At 49.5% G+C, this 19,904-nt stretch carries 22 protein-coding genes and 1 pseudogene; 9 read left to right on the top strand and 14 right to left on the bottom strand.

The window, feature by feature from the left end:
• The first annotated feature begins 108 nt into the window (after positions 1 to 108).
• Positions 109 to 2,115, top strand: coding sequence for a leucine-rich repeat protein (locus CBW42_RS05335; RefSeq protein ID WP_087018487.1), 2,007 nt, complete (start codon positions 109 to 111; stop codon positions 2,113 to 2,115).
• On the top strand, positions 2,112 to 2,810 hold the full coding sequence (locus tag CBW42_RS05330; protein ID WP_087018485.1) for a DNA alkylation repair protein: 699 nt from the start codon (positions 2,112 to 2,114) through the stop codon (positions 2,808 to 2,810). The genes CBW42_RS05335 and CBW42_RS05330 overlap by 4 nt, the downstream gene beginning before the upstream one ends.
• A 71-nt stretch (positions 2,811 to 2,881) precedes the next feature.
• On the opposite strand, the gene CBW42_RS15335 is transcribed toward CBW42_RS05330, so the two are convergent.
• The 6 genes and pseudogenes from CBW42_RS15335 to CBW42_RS05300 all read right to left on the bottom strand — a co-directional run.
• The gene (locus tag CBW42_RS15335) at positions 2,882 to 3,430 is read right to left on the bottom strand and encodes a DUF4368 domain-containing protein (protein WP_407922952.1); all 549 of its coding nucleotides are present in this window, start codon (positions 3,428 to 3,430) and stop codon (positions 2,882 to 2,884) included.
• Between the two features lie 29 nt (positions 3,431 to 3,459).
• Positions 3,460 to 4,266 carry a recombinase family protein gene (locus tag CBW42_RS15330; protein ID WP_407922951.1) on the bottom strand — a complete coding sequence of 269 codons (807 nt, stop codon included), beginning with the start codon at positions 4,264 to 4,266 and terminating at the stop codon, positions 3,460 to 3,462.
• 77 nt (positions 4,267 to 4,343) lie between these two features.
• Positions 4,344 to 4,613: a hypothetical protein gene (locus CBW42_RS05320; RefSeq protein WP_055080158.1), complete on the bottom strand. Its 270-nt coding sequence runs from the start codon at positions 4,611 to 4,613 to the stop codon at positions 4,344 to 4,346.
• A gap of 17 nt (positions 4,614 to 4,630) precedes the next feature.
• The gene (locus tag CBW42_RS05315; RefSeq protein WP_087018484.1) at positions 4,631 to 5,896 is read right to left on the bottom strand and encodes a plasmid recombination protein; all 1,266 of its coding nucleotides are present in this window, start codon (positions 5,894 to 5,896) and stop codon (positions 4,631 to 4,633) included.
• A 411-nt stretch (positions 5,897 to 6,307) separates the two neighbouring features.
• Complete coding sequence (locus tag CBW42_RS05305; RefSeq protein ID WP_087018480.1) at positions 6,308 to 6,559, bottom strand: LLM class flavin-dependent oxidoreductase; 252 nt, start codon at positions 6,557 to 6,559, stop codon at positions 6,308 to 6,310.
• A gap of 423 nt (positions 6,560 to 6,982) precedes the next feature.
• Positions 6,983 to 8,020 (bottom strand): annotated as a pseudogene (locus CBW42_RS05300) (DNA primase family protein); the annotation flags it as partial.
• On the opposite strand from CBW42_RS05300, the gene CBW42_RS05295 reads away from it, so the two are divergent.
• The 5 genes from CBW42_RS05295 to CBW42_RS05270 all read left to right on the top strand — a co-directional run bounded on the left by CBW42_RS05295 (position 8,011) and on the right by CBW42_RS05270 (position 12,200).
• Complete coding sequence (locus tag CBW42_RS05295) at positions 8,011 to 8,289, top strand: hypothetical protein (protein WP_087018478.1); 279 nt, start codon at positions 8,011 to 8,013, stop codon at positions 8,287 to 8,289. The pseudogene CBW42_RS05300 and the gene CBW42_RS05295 sit on opposite strands and share 10 nt — an antisense overlap.
• 655 nt (positions 8,290 to 8,944) lie before the next feature.
• Positions 8,945 to 9,169 (top strand): hypothetical protein, encoded by a 225-nt coding sequence (locus CBW42_RS05285; RefSeq protein ID WP_087018474.1) that lies wholly within the window; start codon positions 8,945 to 8,947, stop codon positions 9,167 to 9,169.
• Positions 9,170 to 9,173: 4 nt separating this feature from the next.
• On the top strand, positions 9,174 to 9,506 hold the full coding sequence (locus CBW42_RS05280; protein ID WP_087018472.1) for a hypothetical protein: 333 nt from the start codon (positions 9,174 to 9,176) through the stop codon (positions 9,504 to 9,506).
• Entirely contained in the window at positions 9,506 to 11,779 is a 2,274-nt protein-coding gene (locus CBW42_RS05275; protein ID WP_087018469.1) for a phage/plasmid primase, P4 family, read from the top strand. The genes CBW42_RS05280 and CBW42_RS05275 overlap by 1 nt, the downstream gene beginning before the upstream one ends.
• A 139-nt stretch (positions 11,780 to 11,918) precedes the next feature.
• Positions 11,919 to 12,200, top strand: coding sequence for a VRR-NUC domain-containing protein (locus CBW42_RS05270; RefSeq protein ID WP_087018467.1), 282 nt, complete (start codon positions 11,919 to 11,921; stop codon positions 12,198 to 12,200).
• Positions 12,201 to 12,224: 24 nt separating this feature from the next.
• Here CBW42_RS05270 and CBW42_RS05265 read toward each other — a convergent pair whose 3' ends face one another.
• The 6 genes from CBW42_RS05265 to CBW42_RS14625 all read right to left on the bottom strand — a co-directional run bounded on the left by CBW42_RS05265 (position 12,225) and on the right by CBW42_RS14625 (position 16,186).
• Positions 12,225 to 12,497 (bottom strand): hypothetical protein, encoded by a 273-nt coding sequence (locus CBW42_RS05265; protein ID WP_087018463.1) that lies wholly within the window; start codon positions 12,495 to 12,497, stop codon positions 12,225 to 12,227.
• A complete protein-coding gene (locus CBW42_RS05260; RefSeq protein ID WP_087018460.1) occupies positions 12,487 to 14,412 on the bottom strand; it encodes a hypothetical protein in 1,926 nt (641 codons plus the stop codon). The genes CBW42_RS05265 and CBW42_RS05260 overlap by 11 nt, the downstream gene beginning before the upstream one ends.
• A 5-nt stretch (positions 14,413 to 14,417) precedes the next feature.
• Positions 14,418 to 14,906, bottom strand: coding sequence for a helix-turn-helix transcriptional regulator (locus CBW42_RS05255; RefSeq protein ID WP_165761070.1), 489 nt, complete (start codon positions 14,904 to 14,906; stop codon positions 14,418 to 14,420).
• 156 nt (positions 14,907 to 15,062) lie between these two features.
• Complete coding sequence (locus CBW42_RS05250; RefSeq protein ID WP_087018456.1) at positions 15,063 to 15,722, bottom strand: type I restriction-modification system subunit M N-terminal domain-containing protein; 660 nt, start codon at positions 15,720 to 15,722, stop codon at positions 15,063 to 15,065.
• Positions 15,719 to 15,922 carry a type II toxin-antitoxin system prevent-host-death family antitoxin gene (locus tag CBW42_RS14325; RefSeq protein ID WP_054339137.1) on the bottom strand — a complete coding sequence of 68 codons (204 nt, stop codon included), beginning with the start codon at positions 15,920 to 15,922 and terminating at the stop codon, positions 15,719 to 15,721. Before CBW42_RS14325 ends, CBW42_RS05250 begins: the two co-directional genes overlap by 4 nt.
• Positions 15,923 to 16,030: 108 nt before the next feature.
• On the bottom strand, positions 16,031 to 16,186 hold the full coding sequence (locus CBW42_RS14625; protein ID WP_165761069.1) for a hypothetical protein: 156 nt from the start codon (positions 16,184 to 16,186) through the stop codon (positions 16,031 to 16,033).
• A 111-nt stretch (positions 16,187 to 16,297) separates the two neighbouring features.
• Here CBW42_RS14625 and CBW42_RS05240 point away from each other — a divergent pair, with 111 nt between their 5' ends.
• Positions 16,298 to 16,609, top strand: a complete 312-nt coding sequence (locus CBW42_RS05240; RefSeq protein WP_087018452.1) for a helix-turn-helix domain-containing protein — start codon at positions 16,298 to 16,300, stop codon at positions 16,607 to 16,609.
• A 51-nt stretch (positions 16,610 to 16,660) separates the two neighbouring features.
• Here CBW42_RS05240 and CBW42_RS05235 read toward each other — a convergent pair whose 3' ends face one another.
• Together CBW42_RS05235 and CBW42_RS05230 are read right to left on the bottom strand one after the other, a co-directional pair.
• On the bottom strand, positions 16,661 to 16,912 hold the full coding sequence (locus CBW42_RS05235) for a DUF6061 family protein (RefSeq protein WP_087018450.1): 252 nt from the start codon (positions 16,910 to 16,912) through the stop codon (positions 16,661 to 16,663).
• A gap of 162 nt (positions 16,913 to 17,074) precedes the next feature.
• On the bottom strand, positions 17,075 to 17,509 hold the full coding sequence (locus CBW42_RS05230) for an acyl-CoA thioesterase (protein ID WP_087018448.1): 435 nt from the start codon (positions 17,507 to 17,509) through the stop codon (positions 17,075 to 17,077).
• Between the two features lie 285 nt (positions 17,510 to 17,794).
• Between CBW42_RS05230 and glgB the strand changes: the two genes are divergently transcribed.
• Positions 17,795 to 19,753 carry a 1,4-alpha-glucan branching protein GlgB gene (glgB, locus tag CBW42_RS05225; protein ID WP_087018445.1) on the top strand — a complete coding sequence of 653 codons (1,959 nt, stop codon included), beginning with the start codon at positions 17,795 to 17,797 and terminating at the stop codon, positions 19,751 to 19,753.
• Positions 19,754 to 19,904: the final 151 nt, after the last annotated feature.

Here is a 19,904-nt window from a genome sequence, read left to right as displayed (position 1 = left end):
GGCGGAGCCGCGCAGAATGTGCGGCTCCGCTTTTTGCCTTCGGTTTGACGGGACATACATCGTTTGTTATAATTTGAGGCAGAGAGAAAAACGAAAGGGGGCAACGGTATGCTGGGGCTGGAACAGCGCCTGCACGGGTATGAGCCGCTGTTTGGCAGCTGGCACGTGTGCGGGGAAATTGGAAGCGGCAATTTCGGGCGTGTCTATCGCGTGGAAACACGCGATTTGTTCGGCGGGGTACATACTGCGGCGCTCAAGGTGGTGGAAATTCTGCCGGATCGCACACTGGCAGATACGCCGGAACGGGTGCGTGCGCTCGCAAAAAAGGCATATGACAGTGAGGTTGGCACGATGGATACCCTGCGCGGTGCAGACCATGTCGTGCATATGGACGATCATGCCGTGATGGAACTGTATGAAGATGACAGGCTGGTCGGCTGTGACTTGCTGATCCGCATGGAGCTGTTGGAGAGCCTCGGCACACTGCTTGGCCGAGGAGAGAAAAAGCTGTACACGGCAGAAGAGATTCGCCGCCTCGGTATGGATTTGAGCCGTGGCCTGATCTGTTGCCACAGCGTCAGCATTCTGCACCGCGATATCAATCCCAATAATATTTTCCGCAGCCGGTTCGGCAGTTATAAGCTGGGTGATTTCGGCATTGCCAAGCAGCTGGCAGGTACAGTGCATGCGGGTACGGCAATCGGCACGAAAAAATATGCGGCACCCGAGGTGGTTGCCGGAGAAGAGTATGATGCGCGCGCGGATATCTATTCGCTCGGTATCGTGCTGTATCAGCTGGCAAATGGCGGCTATCTGCCATTTTTCCACAGGGACATGCCGCCGCGCGATTGGGATACCGCAGTGGCACGCCGGCTGAGCGGGGAGGAATTCCCGCCGCCGTCTCAGGCAGATGCTGCCTTCAGCCGTGTGATTTTACAGGCGTGCGCATTTCGTCCGTCTGACCGGTTCTCATCGGCACAGGAGCTGTATGACGCGTTGGATGCGATGGGTCGTCCGGCATCTGTGCCGGAGAGCAAACCACAGACTGCGTTGGATTTCTGGCAAAGGCCGCAGGAACCCCGGTTTGATTTGCTGGGTATCTTCGGACTGACGGCCACAGCATCACCGGAAATGCGCTATATGGCGCAGCAGCTTACCGGTTATCCGGTACAGCGCGGGGCGGCACAGCCGACTGGGGTACTGACACCGCGCACGGCGGCACATCTGCCCGCATGGCGTATCCGTATGCCATGGTTTCCGTTTAACCGTCTGTCTGTACGCGGATATTCGTCGATTGGTGACCGCGCATTCCGCGGACGCAAAGACATTATTGCGGTTTCATGCGGCAAGACCGTGAAGAGCATCGGTACAGAGGCATTCCTGCGATGCGGCAATCTCAGTGAGGTGGAGTGTGCGCGCGGACTGGTAAAGATTCTGGACGGCGCGTTTGCAGACTGCGTGCGTTTGTCGCGTTTCCACCTGCCCGATACTGTGCAGGAACTTGGTGAGCGTGCGTTTGCAGGCTGTACGGCACTCGGCTCACTGCGCGTGCCGGAGGGCGTGCAGGTGTTGGGCGATCGATTGTGTGACGGCTGCACAGGATTGCATCAGGTTACGCTGCCATCCGGGCTGCGCAGTGTGGGACATGCTTCATTCCGGGGGAGTGGGCTGAAAAAGCTCCTCTTGCCGGACCGCTGTATCCGGCTGGGAGAAGCCGCCTTTGCGGGCTGTCGGAGCCTCGCTTCGGTACAGCTCTCCCTGCGGCTGGCAGTGATACCGCGAGAGTGCTTTTCCGGTTGTGTATCATTGCGGCAGTTTGATCTGCCGTTCCGGTTGACGGAAATCCGGGAACGTGCCTTTTTCGGCTGCACGGCGCTGGAACAGATTGTGATACCGGAGGGTGTGCGCCGCATCGGCAGGCAGGCGTTTGCACAGTGTGACAGCCTGACAGTCCTTCGTGTGCCGGATTCCGTACAGCACATCGGAGAGGAAGCCTTTGGTGCGGGCGGAGGATTGCTGCGCGGGCGGTTTGGCAAGCTGACTGTCATTGCACACAGCGGAAGCTATGCCTGGCAGTATTGTAAGCAGTGCGGCATTCGGGTGCGCGAGCCATGAAGAACACAATTCGTGCGCGGCTGTTTGCGATGGCGGAAAGGGAATACCGCGATTTTTCGTCCGCACTCGTTCCGGGCTGTGGAACCATGATTGGTGTGCGCCTGCCGCGCCTGCGTGCGTTGGCAAAGGAAATTGCCACAGATGCCGACGCGTATTTTGCCGAACCGTGCGGCGACCTGTTTGAGGAGATTATGCTGCGCGGTATGGTCATCGGCTGCATGAAGTGTCCGACGGATCAGCGCATGCAGCACATACGGGATTTTATCCCGCTCATTGATAACTGGTCAGTGTGTGACAGCTTCTGTAACGGTTTGAAGGAAGCGAAGAAAAAACCGGAGGCTTATTGGGAGTTTATCCTGCCATATCTTTCCGGTGAACAGGAGTTTGCGGTGCGGTTTGGCGTGGTCATGCTGCTTTTCCACTTCGCGCAGGGCGAATGGCTGCCGCGCGTGCTGGCGCAGCTGGAACAGGTATCGCATCCGGGGTATTATGTCAGAATGGCAGTCGGCTGGGCTGTGTCTGTGTGTTATGTCCGTGATCCGGATGATACATGGGACTGGATGCAGCGGGTCACACTGGACACGGAAACTGCACGCATGGCAATACAGAAAATCCTTGATTCGCGCCGTGTGACCGGGGCAGATCGTGAACGCATCGTACAGCTGCGGGAGCAGCGGAAAAAGAAAAAATCCTGAATCGAAAGACTTAATAGTGATAAGGTACTATTTAGCTTTGCGAGGGGCAGAGAACGGTGTGACCGCAATGGTCACGCCGTTTTTCTGCGTCCAAGGGTAGATTTTGCAACAACAGGCTCGGAAATCACAGGAATCTCTACGTCATCCACGAAGTTGAAATAGATTTTTACCTTCTGTACCCGCTTGCCACTGGATTTGTCCGGCGCAAACACCTCAATCTTCTTGATATACTCATTGACTATCGTAGGTGTTAATTCCGGCACATCCACATACTTCTGGGTCAGAGCGACAAAGGCATCTACATCTGCACTCATGGTTTCCTGCGTTTCCAGCCATTCTTCCGTCACTTCAATTTCGAGTTTTAACCGTTCCTGTTCCGCCTCGTAATCGGCGGTCATTTTCTTGTACCGCTCCTTGCTCAGATCGCCCAGGACAAAATCCTCATAGAGTCGGGACAGAAGAACATCCAAGTCAGCCAGCCGCTTCTTGGCCTGCTCCACTCGCTTCCGATCTTCACGGATGTTGCGTTCCTGATCGGAGCGACGGCATTGCAGCCACTCCTCCTGAAAACTCTCCACGTCCTGCCGGATATAGGCATTGACCGCCTGAATGCGCTCCAACACCAGTTCCCGCAGTACATCTCCCCGGATTAGGACTTGGAATAGGTCTTGAAATTGCAGGTACAGCCGGTGTACTCCATCCGTTCCAGAATACCCGCAACCGATTGAGCAATCCAATGGTAAGGACGCTCCGGCATCTTCTTCCGCTTTTTGGGGTCAGGATGGTTTTCCGACTGTTTGGCATACAGCGCCTTGGTAGTCAACACCTTATCCTGCTCCAGTATACGGGCAATCTGTTCCGGCCCCTTGCCGTCAATGGCCAAGTCAAAGATGCGCTTGACTACTGGGGCGGCATCCTCGTCAATGATCCAATGGTCTTTATCGGCGGGATCGGTGCGATAGCCATAGGGCGGTTTTCCCAGATGCTTTCCGCTGGTGCCTTTCTGACGGAATACGACCCGGACTTTTTTGCTGGTGTCCCGTGGATACCATTCGTTGAACAAATTACGAATAGCGGCAAAGCCGTCGCTGTCGCCTCGTTCACTGTCCACACCATCGTTGACGGCGATAAAGTGTACATCGTAGCTGGGGAAAATGATGTCCGTGTACTGCCCAACGGTCAGGTAATCTCGGCCAAACCTGCTGAGATCTTTGACCAGCCAGCAACCGACAAGCCCCTGCTTAACCAGTGCAAAGCCTTCCTGTACGCCGGGACGGTCAAAATTGGTTCCCGTATATCCGTCGTCTACCAGAATTTTCAGGTTGGTGTAGCCATGCTCGGCTGCGTACCGGGTTAAAAACTCTTTTTGATTCTGTATTGAATTTGATTTTCCATCCAGCGCATCCTCATTGCTGAGGCGGTAGTACAGGATGGTAATTTTCTGCTGATCCAACATAGCGTCCTCCTTTACGGTTGGCTCAGCTGACAGAATCGGTGTGCATGGTGATATTGTAGCATGAATTTGAGTCTGTGTCATGAACAAAGCACCTCCTTATCCGAAAAAATGAGCCGTTTTACCTTGTGGGTAAGCGGCTCATTTCCGTCACATACAGTCTCCAGCAGATACCAGGTATTCCCGATTTTCCGTTCCACCGTACCGGTGAACGGATTCATCCGGTTTTCCCAGCGTTTCCGGCATTCTTCCAGAAAATCAATCGGCGGCTCAAAAATTGGGTCAAAGCAAGATTCAATGTCGATATAACCATAGTCAGGTTCACTCATAAAATCTTTGTATTTTCTCATGCAGTTTCCTCCATCAATTAAAGTTCCATATTCTGCGATTTGCGGCGGGAAGGTTGATCGTGCTGCCTTGTTTGCCGGGTCTGGGTCAAAATGGCGTCAAGAAAAGCCCGCACCTTTTCGGGTGCGAGCTTGACAGCGTCCAGATAGGGCCGTGCCTGTTCTTTCAGCGATTCATATCGCTGTTTCCAGACAGCGGCGCTCTTTTGCGCTTGTTGCAGCTTTTCTTCCAAGCGGCTGTTTTCCGCCTTGGCAAGAATTCCATTGACCGCATAATCCTTGAGCGTGCTGCACTCGGATGGGGTCAGAGTGATGTTGCCGGTGATCGTCTTTTTCCCCATGGAGCGGATTTCCTGCACAGTCAGGGCGGCAGTACGCTGTTCTTTGGTCTGCTTTTGCAGGGATTGCAGCTCCTTCTGTTTTTTCTCAACGGCTGCCTGTGCGGTGTCCAGCGCCTGCTCTGACTGAGTGATTTGAGCAGTCACAGCTTCCAGCCGCTGTTGCTCCTGTGCCACCTTGAACTGGGTCACAGTCAGATGTTCCTCGGTGCTGCCACGCTCTCCACGCTCCACATCGGTATATCCGGCAGCTTTCATATAGTTGAAGAAATCGTCTTGCAGGACACTGTACGATGTCCGCAGGACTTTCTTGCCTTTGGAGGTCAGAAGCGGATTGCCCTGCTCATCCAGAGCAACTTTGGATTCCCACTTTTTGCTCCGGCTGACCTGCATGATTGTTTCTTTGACTGTACCCACAAGGGATTTATCCTTGCACCGCTTCGACCAGAGAATCTGTTTTTCCACCACCGGGACATAGACCACATGAAGGTGGTAGTGGTACACATCCTGCCCCAGAGCTTCTGACATAGCTCGGTTGCGTTCATCGGCGTGCATAACAGCGGAGAGAATATATTGCTCACCGCCCACGATCTCTACGGCAGCGTTATATGCGTCGGTGTAAAATTGCTTGGCGTATTCATAGCCGCCGTGATTGTGGAAGTAAGCGGAGTTCACATCAAAAATCATTTCCCCGTATTTCACCGCATCGGATTTCAGGCCACGGGTGGAGATAACCCCATCGGCAATCATTTGATCGAACATGGCAGCATAGCTGCCGGTGGGGGCTTTGAAGTGGATATTCCGGTAGGTCTGGGTGGTATCAATATCCTGGTTGGAGTAGCTCTTCTTTTCTCGTTCGTTATGCTCCTGAACCTTCGCCACATCATCAAGGGTGGGCAAGTCCTGGTTACGGGCAAAGGTGCGGTCGATTCCGTCGTTTCTGGCCATGGAAATCAGCTCCTTTCTGTTGCGTGGCAGACGGCTTGGGGACGGGGATGCACTTCCTGCGGGAAGTGTAATAACCCACTATGACACTTTCATCCCAGAGGGCTGCAAAGTGCCGTGGGCTCTCCGAGGGAGAATTGCGGTCATTGCGATGACCACTGCTGAACTGCCCGGAAACCGTCTGCATCGTTTCCTGTTGTTCAGCCCGGACAGCCGATGTTTTGCGAAACATTAGCCATCCGGCGGCAGCGAAAAATCGAATGTTTTCGCCGCCTGTCCATAGCAATACTGCGGTATTGCTATGGGGGCGAGAGATACGGAGAGCAGGGACGACAGGCATCATTTGTCCCTCCGCTTCTGCCTCGTCGTCACAAGTTCCGTATCGCTCGCTTCTGTGCAAGCACAAAAGCTCGTTCACTTCGCTGCTCCTCCTCTCCCCACAAGAGTTTCACTCTTGCGGGGTCCCCAAATAATGTCATAGCCAAGGGCGTCGGCAAGCTGTACCGCCTCCACATACCGCAGAGACTCTCTCTGGAGCTTGTTGGACAGGTTGGAAACGCTGTCACTCCAGCCATAATCCTCGGAAAGCCGGTCAACGACTTCCTGCATCGTGTAGCCGGAACGCACGATGAACGACTTGATTTCATTTCTTAAATTGGATTTCATAGAAAATACCTCATTCTTTCGTAAAATTAGTTTGCCGGGGAGCATACTCACTGCACGACTCGACAAACACAGATAATATTCAAAAAAATGCTCCGGACTATGTCCATGAAGAACTGTTCGCAACAGCACCCCATCGACTTTGCCATTAAGTGGGCTTGCAAGCGAAACCGCAAGAATAGCCACCTTTCCGCATACCAGCGTCACTGTTCCGCAAATCACCGAATGATGATTTGTATTCTGCTTACGGTAATGTTCTTCACTGTTTGCACAATCATTGACAGGAAAGCGGCTATTTTAGGAAGTATCTGAGCTGAACAATATAAAAATAAACTTTGAATTTTTGTGTTCGTGCGTTCCTTCGTTCCAAAGGCTGCACCCGATCAGGAACGCATGAACGCACGAACAGAAGGTTTTGAAGTTTCATTACAACTCCATAGGCGAGAGCAGAACATAAATGCCCATATACCCCCGGCACCGTTTTCCGCCGCCGATGTGCAGATTGCTGACCGGTTCCAAATGGTAGCGTTCTGCGTTCTGGCTAAGCTGGTTTGCAAAGCTCTTTGGGGACAGTGGGTTTTCTGCGTTGTCCTCACACCACCGCTTATAGGCTGCGTACAGATTTTTGGTGCTGGATTCATAATCGGCCTTGAATGCCACATAACCCTCAGAATCGAGAAAGTCCAGAATGTTATTGGCATCCCGAACAGCGGAAGAGATATTGTCCCTGGCTCTCTGGCTAATGGTAAAGTGATAGTGATTAGCGATCAACCGCCGCAGTCCCTCCAGCATCCAGAGGAAGATCCCCTCTTTTTCGGCAATCAGTTTCTCGGCAAGAAACGGGTCATCGAACCGATCCGCAGGCTTGTCCTTGGTGGTCAGAATGATTTGGCGGCGAAAGAAACCGTCGCTGCGGTCGTGAAGCGCAGTCAATGCCCCGTTGCCGAAGCAGAGGAAGCGTACATAAAGCTGTCCCTGATAGCTCTGTTCTTTCTTCCTTTCCAAATCCATCCGCAGTTCTGCTGTCACGATTGATTTTACATAGTTGGTCTTGGTCAAGGCATTCATATCCAGATCATCGTCAATCATCAGCAGCTTGCCCTCCAGATCGGCTCTGACGAAACGGTTGTTTTCTACCTTCTGGATAGAAGTGGTGTTCATGTTGAGCCCGAAAATGGCATTCATCACCACACCGATCCGGCTTTTGCCCTCGCCGCCCTTGCCAATCAGCATGAGCATTTTCTGTCCCTTGGTGGAGGGAATCAGGCAGTAGCCCAGATACTCTTGCAAAGCGGGAATATCCTCCGGCTCCAACAGTTCCGAAAGAAAACGTAGCCAGTGTTGCGGTGCAGGAGCATCTGCCCGATAAGACACCGATAGGCGGTTGCCGCAATACTCTTTTTCCTCTGTAAATGTACCGTCCAGAAAAAATGGCCCTTGCGCATGTTGCCGCAATGGCAAAGGCAAAAAATGTCGACTGGGATTCCGTCACCCAGAAATTGAACTCCATCGACTGGTCATTTGACAACGCTCTCTGGTTTAACATTCTCGTTATTGGAAGTGCTAACAAACGAATGATTACCGGCAAAGACTCTGTTCGATATGCAGGAATGGTTATCTCTTACATGGTGATGGGTAACCTTATGACTTCTGATGAAATTGCAGATGTCGAGAATATCATCCGTAATGCAAGAAACAACGAAGATGCTGAACTACCTAATATCATTCTCTAATCTCAAGGGGGGATTGCATGACTCAAGAGAATAAAGTGAAAACCAGCATCTATAAGTGCCCTCACGAAGGAAACAACTGCAAGGGCCATAAGCACTGCCACGTTCTCGAAACCACAGAAGCTCTACCGGGCAAAATTACGGTACTGTTCCAATGTCCGGTTCAGAAAAACCAAAAAATCCCCATTGTAATAGGGACTTAATAAAAAGTTACTCACAGGAAAGCCGCTTGGACGAGCTATGCTGTAGAACTAAATCAGAAATGATTGTCATTCTACAGCACAGCCACACCAAGCGGTTTTTGCTTTAAGGAGGTGATGCTATGATTTTTAAAGAAAGGAGGACGCGAATACGGATAAAGTTCTAAATGCAAACAAGAAGCGTGTATGCGATGTAAGCAAAGACCGTCGAACTGCTTGCATCTGTATCGCTGGTTGTATTGTTACCATCACAGCCAACAGCGACGGTACTTTAAAATTCGATGGTGCAACAATTAGACCTGCTGCATAACAACATCAAATTAATATAATCCGCCAGAGCGCAAGACGACAGAGCGGGCCTATAAACCAGAATGGTTATAGGCCTACTGTCGTCTTTTTTCGTTTTGACGGATTGGGATGCCTCTGACGGATTTCAAAATCCAAAGGAGACATCTATCATGAAAAACACTGAAAACCAGAGTAAAACCTACCGTATCTACATCAAGTCCACCAAAGAGTGGGTGGAAGTCCCTGAAGAGTACTACCGCGAGCATACCAGCTACTATGATACCTTCCGCAAGAAGGCTCAGTATCACGGTCAGTGCGCTTGCCCGAAGAACAAGTTCTGGCTCTGCGACGGCGACCGCTTGCGCTACTTCACCGAAGAATGTCAGGAGGTCTAAGACTATGTATGGAATCAAAGAAAATCGCCGTCGCCTGAAGGACGGCACTGAAATCACAACCTACTCCCGCGAGGTAGTGAGCTGCAACATCCTCGAAGTCGAAGCTGGTACCACCGGCTATATGGGTGGCGACACCGGCCACGGCGGACGCACCTACTTCAGCATCAAGGACGCAGCCTGCACCGATATGGATGTCCGTGTCATGAGAGACCGCTTTGGTGATTGCACCGGTTTTGAAGTCTCCCTCGGCGGCGACTGTGAGCTGGAGACCACAATCCGTGCCCTCAAGTTCATCACCAAGGTGCTGGAGGAAGAAGCCAAGGAGGTATTCGACTGATGTTTACTCTCTACAGCGCGGAGGTCACCGGCAATCCCGGTAACTGCTCCTATCCGCATAAACATGTCATCTTGGACGATGCCAGTCTGAAGGCAGCTATCTGCCATGACTATGTCTGCGCCGAGTACAAGAATAGCTATCGTAATGGCGAGAACTTCATCGGCAGCGATTGCCTACCCGTAGACTGCGACAACGACCACTCCGAGAAACCGGAGGATTGGGTTACTCCCGATGATGTCATGCAGGCCTTTCCCGGTGTGACATTCGCCATCCATTACAGCCGCTTCCACAATCGTGAGAAGAACGGCAAGCCTGCAAGACCGAAGTTCCATGTCCTGTTCCCAATCGAGTACGTCACCGATGCTACTCTCTACAGCGATATGAAAAAGCTGGTCAACTCCATCTTTCCTTATTTTGATACGCAGGCACTGGATGCCGCTCGTTTCTTCTTTGGTACCACTGCTGCCGAGGTCGCTCTGTATCCGGGCCGCATGAACCTGACCGAATATCTCGACGAGGACATCTTCGACGAGGATATGGCGCAGGGCCAGTATGACAACTCCGTTATCCCGGAAGGCAGCCGTAATGCGACCATGTCCCGCTTCGCCGGTAAGGTCATCAAGAAATACGGCGACAGCGATAAAGCCTACCAGGCATTTCTGGAGGAAGCAGCTAAATGCGTCCCTCCGTTGGACAATTCCGAACTGGCCACCATCTGGCACAGCGCTCAGCGTTTCTATGCAAGGCTCTCCCAGCAGGACGGTTATGTGGCGCCGGAAGTCTATAATGACCCTTCCAGCTATAAACCGGGCGACTATTCCGATGTCGGACAGGCTGAGGTACTGGCGAAGTACTTCTCCAACGAGCTGCGTTATTCACCGGCCACCCACTTCATCCGCTACTCTGACCACTACTGGCAGGAAAGCGAACCGGGCGCACAGGCAGTCGCACACGAATTGACCCGCCGTCAGATGAAGGAAGCTGGCAATGACCTGATGGCTGCACTGGAAAAAATGAAGAACAGCGGTGCCCAGACCATTCTGGAGGGAACCTCCAAGGCCAAGGCCGAACAGCTCATGAACGACGACCAGCTGCAGGCGTATCAGGAATTTCTGGCAGCCAAGGCATATCAGGCTTTCGCCATCAAGCGCCGTGATTCCAAGTACATCACCTCCACGCTGAAGGAATCCCACCCGATGCTGGAGATTTCTCCTCGTGACTTGGATGCTGACTGCTTCGCCCTGTGTACACCCGAAGCGACCTACGACCTGCGTAAGGGTATGGCCGGAGCCAGAGAACACTCGCCGGAAGACTTCATCACCAAGATTACCAGCGTATCTCCGGGTCAGAAGGGTCAGCAGATTTGGCTGGACTGCCTCGACCGTATCTTCCAGCACGACCAGAGCCTCATCGACTATGTCCAGATGATTTGCGGTCTCGCCGCTATCGGCAAGGTATATGTGGAGGCCCTCATCATCGCATACGGCGACGGTCGTAATGGTAAATCCACCTTCTGGAATGCTATCTCCCGTGTGCTGGGCCTGTACTCCGGCAACATCTCTGCGGACACTCTGACTGTCGGATGCCGCCGTAATATCAAGCCGGAAATGGCTGAGGTCAAGGGCAAGCGACTGCTCATCGCTGCTGAGATGCAGGAAGGCGCTCGCCTGAACGACTCCACCGTCAAGCAGCTCTGCTCCACGGATGATGTCTTTGCCGAGAAAAAGTATAAAGACCCGTTCTCCTTCAAGCCTTGTCACACCTTGGTGCTCTATACCAACCATCTGCCTCGCGTCAGTGCATCCGATGATGGTATCTGGAGGCGACTTATCGTCATCCCGTTCAATGCCAAGATTACCGGCAAGAGCGACATCAAGAATTACAGCGAATATCTGTACGACAACGCTGGCGGCAGTATTCTGGCGTGGGTCATCGAAGGAGCCAAGAAGGTCATCGAGCTGGACTACCAGATTCCGGTGCCTGAGTGCGTACAGAAGGCAATCAACGAGTATCGCAGCCAGAACGACTGGTTCGGTCACTTCTTGGAGGACAAGTGTGATGTCGATGTGGAGTATAAGGAAAGCTCCTCTGCTCTGTATCAGGCCTACCGCAACTACTGCATGGACACCAATGAGTACGTGCGCAACACACAGGATTTCTATTTCGCATTGGAGGGCGCGGGCTTTGAGCGTATCACGCAGAATCGCAAGCGCTACTTTAAGGGTCTGCGCATTAGACCAGATACCAGTGCTGAGGAGGATTTCCTGAACTGATAGAAGGCTATGACAAGGTGTATCAAGGTCAAATACAAAAATTCTCTAAGGACTATAAAAAATGGTCTAAGAAAAAGTTTAGAAATGGCATTGATACACTTTGCACCATAGCTATTAAAGCCCTGATGGGAGGACGACAATGTTAGAAAAAACGATAGAAAACAAGTTAACACTGGCGGTAAAAAAGGCTGGTGGTATCGCACCGAAGTTCGTGTCTCCGAGTTTCGCAGGAATGCCCGACCGCCTTGTATTACTGCCTGATGGCGTTATCGCCTTCGCAGAACTGAAGGCACCGGGTGAAAAGCCTCGCCCGCTCCAAGAAGCAAGACACCGAGTGCTGAGACGATTGGGCTTTCCGGTCTACGTCATCGACAGCGAAGATAAGCCCCTCAACGCACGAACGCCTCACTACTGGTTTTGATGCCAGCGGTGAGGCTCTTTTTGTTTATTTTGATTCTTCTTTTTTAAGGGATTTTTCAAGCGGAGTTAAAAACTCCTGCTGCCATGCCAGAAACAACTCAGAGGGTTCCTTAGCTCTTTTTTTCCATTCTTTCAGATGCTTTTCATAGCTATCGTTATTCTGTTCGTTGGCATCGTCTCTAACCTTATATGCCAAATCATTGCAATCCACACAAAAATTCAATTGTGCCTGCTTATACTTTACAGCAGCAAAAGATTCGAACAACTTTCTTTTTTTTCCGCAGCAATCACAAACCATATGCCAGTTCTCCTTTCAAAACGATAGATTTAATGTTTTCTTCCATTTCCTGCTCAGCAGCAAGGTCGATAGAACTTCTTCCTTTAATAGCTGCTTTGATTTTCGGCGCAAGATATTTAATAATATCAGCCTCCTGTGTTTCTGATTTTCTCAGGTCTTGCTGTAACTGACGGAGCTGTTTTTCGTCATCATCCAGCGCTTTTATCACGGAATCCTGTTCTTCGGGTGTAAGCATATTGTCCATGAATTGATTGAGCAGAATTCCATTGAACAGCCTTGCTGTAATCACTGCATCGTCTTCGTGAATTAAATTACCTATACCTTTAGCCGCAGTTCCACAAACAGCTCCACCAATTAGACCGGCTCCCATGCCAATTGCAGCGCCGACTTTTTTATCTACCTTCTCACCGAGTGTTTTCCCAATCAACGCTCCCGCCGCTGTCGTTGTAACGATGCTGCCGGTAAAGGAAGCGAATAGCGAAGTCATGTTTTTCAGATATTGCGACCCAGAAATCTTCCCATCAAAGACTTTGAAGGTGTCCGGTACAGAAAAAACGATAAACATCACACCTTGTGTAATTGCAGTCGAGCCTAAAAACTTTGCAAAACTCTTTTGTGCCGCTGCTCCGTATATCGCTTTTTTACCGGCAAGCGCTCTAAAGGCATTGATGATTTCTTGCGCCATCTGCGGACTAATCGATTTGCTAATTTCTGTTGCCAATGGATTTAGCGCAGATGCCAGACCTGTTCTGGAAAGTTGAGAAGCAATGATGCCACCTGCAAAAGCCATGCCGTAGACCTGAACGCCGGTGAAAATGGCGCTTTTCGCAGCCTTCTTATAATCCTTGGTCACCCAGTAGGTTTGTGCGAAAGATACAACCGCTGATATGCCGAAAACAGATAGACAATTAACTGCACCTGTGTACGCATCAAAGGTGATTGATTCGATTGTGCCTGCTTTCGCCAGCTTTAGCGCTTGGTTATATGTCAGCTTTCCCTTACGAATAATATCATAGGCCGCATTCGGATCTGTAACACCGGGAACCTGACCATCTGAGATGCGAGTTTTCATATACTCAATCGCCTGAGCATACTGGTCAGCAGGAACCTCCACCTTCATCGCATTGCCGTTCAGGTCATAGTACCTAAAACTTTTCGTTCCGGTTTGAGGATTCTTTTTAAAGCAGGCATCAACTGAATTATATGCTTGCTTACAGTATTTGCATTGAATCGGCGACGAGTCCACAATCTTATCTGGTCCGTTTTTAGCGTTATCTCGTCCCACCACTGTGGATTGTTCTCCGGCCAACTTATCTAAAATCGCACCAGCTTCTTCAGCATAGATACCGTGGCCCGTTTTTGTTTGGTCGGCTCCGTATGCAGCATTAAACATTACGCCCTCAACATTGACGGTATTGATGGCGCTAAAGGTCGCTTCGGCAGCCTCTCTTGCTTCAACAGCTTTTTTCTTGTACGCCGTAAGCATACTATAAAGCCCCTTACTACTGAATTGTGCCAATTCTGTTTTTCCAGCTTTAAGAACATAGTGAACACTACCTTTGTCATCACTTAAAGCCACAACATCATAATCCTCTGGCGAGTAATACTCCCAAGGAATAATCTGATAAATTGTTTTCGGAGCTTTGACTTTTTCTTTGGCCTTTTTCTTTTTGTTTTCCTCTTTGATTTGGGCCTTGTTATTCTTTGCCTCTTCTCGTGAGGCTTTCACAATAATTGCACGATTTGTAATAACAACACCTGCAGGATATCCCCCGAAGCTGCCAATGTCAGCCCATAATATTTTATAATCTGTCGGTACTGGAATATACCTATGTATCTTTTCGACCGTAGATTTATCCAGCGCTGTTGGAGACTTTGGAAGCGTCGCTATAAGTTCTCGTAAAATCTCATCCATTCAGCTCACCCTTTTTTATCCTTCCTGTCTGTACCGCTTACTACTTTCATAAGCCAAGCACCCATCAGACCGCCGACAACTCCCATAGGCCCGCCTGCAACAGCAGCTGCTATTCCAAGGCCGGTGGCTGCTTGCATCCACTCTTTCGATACAGCCTTTCTCGATGCCGTACCTGCAAGAATAGAAGGTGTGACCAAGTTTGCCTTATCCAGCAGACTATTTCTATCTTCTTCCTTATACTTATCTGGATGGTCTACAAAAACATCCAGCATTGTGCGAAGCATATCTGTTTCTTCGGGGCATCTGGCGATTTCTGCATCCAGAACACTACGCATAGCAATATACTGCGTTTTTGTTAATTTATTTCGACCGTTCTCAATATTGTTTATGGTTTGTCTTGTAACTCCAATCTGGTTACCGAACTCTTCGGCGCTCCAGCCAACCGCCCTACGAATGAGCAGAAGGTTATCTTGCATTCTTTGAATTTCGTCCATCGTCATGCACCTCCTGTTTATATAATATGCATTGACAATAAATTTGTCAATCGTTTATAAATTTTCCTGATGTAAATAATTTATAAACACTTCTGAGCATAAAAAAAAGCCGGTCACAAAACCGACACCCTAAACGACACTCCGACACCCCTGTGCCTATGCCGCATTTCTTTGTATCAAATAGCGAGTCTTAATTTCCAGAATGGTGATGACCTTTCCGTCGGTATTTGCAATTTCATCCATGTCAGGATCGAGCAACACTTCTACCATCAGTTCGATTACCTCACGGGGCGTGAAGTGTTCGCCAGCGGTTTCATTGGACTGCTCAGAAAATCGCCGGATCAATTCCTCGAACATATATCCCATTTCCAGATTGTCAATCTGGGTGTCGCTCATATCAATCTCCGCAAAACGCTGTACAACCAGATAAAGCAGATTTGCCCTTGATAGACGATCTATTACCCCGAAAATTTCAAAGTTATCCATGATTTCACGGACATCTTCGGAAAAGCCATTGATGTAATCCCGCAGATTAGCTTCGATAGCATTGCTGTCATCCATCAGCTTTTCGAAATCGAACTGGCTGACATTATAGTAATCATGGCCAGTCATGCGCTTAAAGATAGGGCGCTTGTTGCTGACCGTCAAAGTCTTATTAGTCTCCAAAATTTTTGCCTTGGAAGGTGCAAGTACACAGTCAAAGCGACGCAGCACAGTAAAGGGCAGAATCACCTTGCCGTATTCGCTCTGTTTGAAATCGCCACGCAGCAAATCGGCTATGCTCCATATAAAATTGGCTTGTTCATTGATGTTCATATATCTGCTCCCTCTTCCCTGAGTCTCTTATACCGTTCGTATGAGATAACGACGTTCTGCGGCTTGTTTTGCTTGCTGACAATCAAAACTTTGTCCTGCTCGTTCACTTCCTTAAAAATGCGTGAAGCCTGGCCTTTTTGAAATGATGTAATTGCTTCATAATCCGGCGTCACGGTAGAAGCGGACCTCTTTTTCGCCACAAAACCACCTCTTTTCGGCAAAATATGTCGATTTAATTTTAACACAAAGTCATTACTTTTCGCAAGATAAAAAACCAAATAAAAGTAATGACTTTTTCTTATAAATCATTATGCGGCAAGACCGTCAAAACATCCATAACGACCAACAATAAATTCAGTAACACCGTAGCGGACTATATGCTCCTCAACAACGGCGCATAGCACTGGGTAAATTTCTTCCGATGTTTCTCTATGCCCAATAAAGAAGCAGCTCTTCTGTCTCACTGAAATCATTCTCCTTTTGCTTGTGTATATCGTTAAAATTATACGATTAGAATTATTAAAAGGCAACGACAAATAAAAGTATAATTTACGAAAAACACAAGCAAAGGGGTGATGCAGGTGAAAGATATTCTCTCTGCCATAACCACATATCGAGAGGATCGGGGCTGGACGGAGTATCAGCTTGCAGAACGCTCTGGTTTGCCGCAGTCTACGATCTCCTCGTGGTACCGCAAGAATATGGTTCCCACTATTCCGTCGTTGGAAAAAATCTGCATGGCTTTTGGCATCACGCTTTCTCAGCTATTTGCAGAAGAAGATTCACCGGTTTCTTTAACCGATTCACAAAGGGAGCTCTTGAAACGATGGTCGAGATTAAGTGAAGAGCAACAAGCCGTAGTGTTTGCTTTGATTGACAAAATGTAAAAAACCGCCAGAAGCAGCATCGCATGGATGTGCCTCTGGCGGTTTTGCTTATCAATCGAAATCTGACTGTGGTATCTCCGTGACGATTCGTAAGTATTTTTCTGGATCACCATTCAAAATCAATTCCGCATAGGACAGCGGGTCGTTGTAAATAAGCCAATCCAGTTCAGAACGCTGGAAACGGCTATTCGCAACCTCAGCCTCAACATCGGTGCAGTTAATGGAAATCATGCTGCCGTCAGAATATCTTAGTTCAACGCAGCCGGTATCCATGTTAAATTCACAAGAAAGTAATGTTTTCATAATGCTATCCTCCAATATAAGCTCTGTTAACAAGAAAAACTCCTGCCTAATTCCTGTTAGGAATCAGACGGGAGTTTCGTATGCACCCGAAAACCGTCAGCTAACAGTTGATAAGCGATTTAGTTCCTTATCACTGTTAAGCCAACCGATTCAGGACTTTTTTTATGCTTCATCCGGTGTATAGAGTGTGCTGCAAAACAGCTCATAAATGTCCGGCAGCTTCTTTTTGAGCGATACCGGACGTCCGTTTTGTCCGACAAAGCAGTGGCTCGTTGTGCCGATCCCACACAGATGCCCGGTTTTGACATCATAGAATTCATAGGCAACCGCCATGCGCACCTGTGAGACTGCTGTCACGCGCACCTCGATGCGGCAGGTCTGTCCAAAGTGCATCATTTCTTTATAGTCACAGCTGACAGACAGCACAGGGATGGAAATGCCATCATGTTCCATCCGGTCATAGCCATAGCCGAGCTGCTCCATCATTGCGGTACGAGCTTCCTCCATCCAGCGGATATAATTGGAGTGATGTACGATGCGCATACCATCGGTTTCATAATACTGTATGCGGTGTTGATAGGAAAATATTTTGTCCATGTGATCCCTTCCTGCTTTTTTGCTTTCTTTAGCATACACTTTTTCTGGAAAAAAGAACAGAGGAATGGAAGAACTTTTTTGATTCGACCGGTTTTTTTCCACACTTATGAGAAAATGTGTATGAGTTTTCGGGTAATTTGAGAAAATACTTTGTTTATAATTTACAAATGCGCGGAAACATATTATAATATAGCAAACGGTGTGAATCGACCTTCCGCGTTCTGTAGATAAAAACTGAGGGCTTTAGCAGAACGCAGGCAATTGATAATAAGGAGAGAATGTCACATGGAGAAGAAAAAGAGTACGAGAAAGCGCTCGGTACAGAAGGCAGAACAGCCGGCTGCACAGGTTCCATTTATCACGGAATTTGACCAGTATCTGTTCGGCCAGGGCGTTCATTATGAAATTTATAAAAAAATGGGCGCACATGCCGCGGAAAAGGATGGCGAGAAGGGCGTTTATTTTGCTGTCTGGGCACCAAATGCGAAAAGTGTCTGCCTGACCGGTGATTTCAACGGCTGGGATCCGGAGGCAACCCCGATGGAACGACTTGAGCCGCTCGGCATTTATGAAATCTTCGTGCCGGGCATGCAGGAAGGTGACCTGTATAAATACGCTGTTACCGGGCAGGAAGGCAAAACTGTCCTGAAATCCGATCCGTATGGCTTCAGCGCAGAACTGCGTCCGGGTACGGCTTCCAAGGTTGCCTCGATTGATGGCTTCAAGTGGGCAGATACCCGCTGGATGGAAGCGCTCAAGACCTTCCAGTTCAAGAAGGAACCGATGGCGATTTATGAACTTCATCCGGGCTCCTGGAAGAAGCATGAGCCGAAGGATGAGGATGACCCGGGATATTACAATTTCCGTGAGCTGGCACCTGAGCTGGTCGCCTATCTCAAAAAAATGGGCTATACCCATGTCGAGCTGATCGGTGTTGCCGAGCATCCGTTCGATGGCTCCTGGGGCTATCAGGTTACCGGCTATTATGCGCCGACCTCCCGCTATGGTACACCGAAAGATTTCATGTACTTTGTCAACTACTTACACAAGAATAAAATCGGTGTCATTCTCGACTGGGTTCCGGCACATTTCCCGCGCGATGAGCACGGCCTTGCCAATTTCGACGGTTATCCGCTGTATGAATATGGCGACCCGAAGAAGGGCGAACACCCGGACTGGGGTACTAAGATTTTTGATTACGGGCGCAATGAAATCAAGAACTTCCTGATTGCCAATGCACTGTATTGGCTGACGGAATATCATGTTGACGGTCTGCGCATTGACGCCGTTGCATCAATGCTGTATCTCGACTACGGCAAGCAGGATGGACAGTGGATTGCAAACCAGTATGGTGAGAACAAGAACCTGGAAGCAATTGAGTTCTTCCGCCACCTCAATTCCATCGTACATCAGCGCCGCCCAGGTGCAGTTATGATTGCGGAGGAATCCACCGCATGGCCGCAGGTCACCGGTTCCCCAGTTGACGGTGGACTTGGCTTCGACCTCAAGTGGAACATGGGCTGGATGAATGACTTCCTGGAATATCAGAAGTGTGACCCGTATTTCCGCAAGTACAACCACAACAAGATGACATTCTCGATGACGTATGCGTACAGCGAGAACTATGTCCTTGTTATTTCGCACGACGAGGTTGTTCACCTGAAGGGTTCGATGATCGAGAAAATGCCGGGCAATGAGGATCAGAAATTTGCAAACCTCAAGGCGGCATATGCATTCATGCTCGGCCATCCGGGCAAAAAACTGCTGTTCATGGGTCAGGAATTCGGTCAGCGCCGCGAATGGAGCGAAGCGCGTGAGTTGGATTGGGATTGCCTGAAGGATCCGCGCCATCAGGGCTTGTCGGAGTTTGTCAGCCAGCTGTTGACGCTGTATCGGAAATATCCGGCGCTGTATGCGATGGATGACACATGGGATGGCTTCCAGTGGATCAATGCAAACGATGGAGATCGCAGCATTTTCAGCTTTGTTCGTTATTCTCCGTCGAAACGCAATAACCTGCTGTTTGTTGTCAACTTCACTCCGGTTGACCGTCCGGATTATCGTGTCGGTGTGCCGAAGAAAAAGCGTTATACCAAGATTCTGAGCACAAATGCGCCGGAAATCGGCGGTGCAGGCGATACGACACCGGAGATTTACAAGTCTGAAAAGAGTGAATGTGACGGACAGCCGTTCTCGTTTGAATATCCGCTCCCGGCTTACGGTGTGGCAGTATTTAAGTTCTGATCTCTTTGTTCTCACACAGAATAAACCCGGCTGGCAGGCTGTTGCCAGCTGGCAACTTGTCGAAAAAGCATCGCATAAGCGATGCTTTTTTGATATAGCAAAGAAGAAATGTGATATGTCGGTAAAAGGACAGGAAAACAGAAAAGATGTG

Source organism: Butyricicoccus porcorum, assembly GCF_002157465.1.
Classification (GTDB): Bacteria; Bacillota; Clostridia; order Oscillospirales; family Butyricicoccaceae; genus Butyricicoccus_A; species Butyricicoccus_A porcorum.
This window is presented reverse-complemented; position numbering and strand designations above follow the sequence as displayed.